This window comes from Parafrankia colletiae (assembly GCF_001854655.1).
In the GTDB taxonomy this organism is placed as follows: Bacteria; Actinomycetota; Actinomycetes; order Frankiales; family Frankiaceae; genus Parafrankia; species Parafrankia colletiae.
Map to the genome: position 1 here is coordinate 1 of NZ_MBLM01000093.1, position 1,503 is coordinate 1,503.

Sequence of the window (1,503 nt, forward strand, 5' to 3'; positions counted from 1 at the left end):
TAACGACTCAGGACACCTGGAAACGTCTCGCGTCGACTTGGTCATCGCTGTAGGCATCTCTCACTGCTGCGGTTGTTTCGAGGCGTGATTAGGATAGATTTTAAATTCTCCTTGTCAAAATCTTCATCCGTGCGGCTCATGTAGCATGCCGCAAACCTGGCAGGATCAGGCACAGCACTGCCGCGGCGGCGGCCGTGGCGGCGAAGGCGCCCACCGCCCAGGCACCGGACACGTGCTGGACAAACAGCCCAGCGGTCAGCGGCGCCAGCGCAGCCAGCGCGGTAGTCGCCATGACCACGGTGTTGATGACCCGGCCGCGCATTTCTGCCGGAGCACTGCGGAGCGTCACGGCAAACAGCGCGGCGTTCACGGCCGGCGCGAGCAGCAGCGCCAGGGCGATCGGCGCCGCCACCAGCGGCGACGGGAGGAGCGGTGCCGCAGCGCCGAACAGCAGGGCCCCAGCCAGGGTGATCGTGGTGGCCAGGGCTCCCAGGCGCATGCGCCCCTGCAGCCGGGGTGCCACTATGGCGCCGAGCAGCCCGCCGGCCGCGATGGTCGCCTGCACCAGGCCGAGCACCGCGGTGGAGGTACCGTGCTGACGCAGCGCGAGCGTGACGGTGAAGATCACGCCGGTGAAGGCGAAGTTCATCAAGGGTGCCGTTATCGCTACCGCGCGCAGGATCGGCACCTGCCAGACGACCTGCAGGCCATCGGCCACCTCGCGCCACAACGCCTTGCGCTCGGCCGCGTTCTCCGGGCGGAACTGCCCCCGGATCCTTTTCGCCGTGCCGAACGAGACAACGTAGGAGACGGCATTGACGAGGAACGGGACAGCCTGACCCAGCCCGAAAAGAGTTCCGCCGAGCGCCGGGCCGGCCAGGGCGGCGGTGTAGGTCCTGGCCTCGGTGGCGGCCGCCGCCTGCTCCAGTTGCCGGTCCGGCACGATCCCCGACAGTGCCGCGGCAGCCGCCGGGTTGAAGATGGCGCCTGCGCCTCCCTCGATCAGGCACACGACCAGGACGACCGGCCAGGACGCGAGATCGGTCACGATCAGAATGCCGAGCAGGGCCAGCAGGACCGCACGCATGATGTCGCAAATGATCATCGTCAGCCGCCGGTCGAACCGGTCGGAGAGCGCCCCGGCAGGCAGCTGCAGGCACAGCAGGGTAATTGCCCGCGCCGTCCCCACCACCCCGGCGAGCACCGCCGAGTGGGTCAGCGCCAGAATAAGCAGCGGGTAGGCGAGCAGGCCGATCCCCGAGCCGGTATCAGAGAGCAGCTGGCCGATCCACAGCATACGGAAGCCCTCGTTGCGCCGGAGAGGAACCTCTTTTTGCACATCGGCATCTGTCTCGATTCCGGCGGCAWCGCTCACCTTCGACATTGTATGCTCCAAGGGTTAAGGATGTCCACGTACTGGACGATCTTCGGCGAGCGATGATCCAAATCGCCGCCTAATTTCCTGAGTCGTTAATTCGTTCGCAGTAGGCAGCGAGGGTTTCG

The 1,503-nt window shown here is 66.4% G+C and carries 1 protein-coding gene; it reads right to left on the reverse strand.

Going from position 1 to position 1,503, the window contains the following annotated elements:
* Nucleotides 1-136: 136 nt before the first annotated feature.
* The gene (locus CC117_RS10210) at nucleotides 137-1,384 is read right to left on the reverse strand and encodes an MFS transporter (RefSeq protein ID WP_241829981.1); all 1,248 of its coding nucleotides are present in this window, start codon (nucleotides 1,382-1,384) and stop codon (nucleotides 137-139) included.
* Nucleotides 1,385-1,503 lie beyond the last annotated feature (119 nt).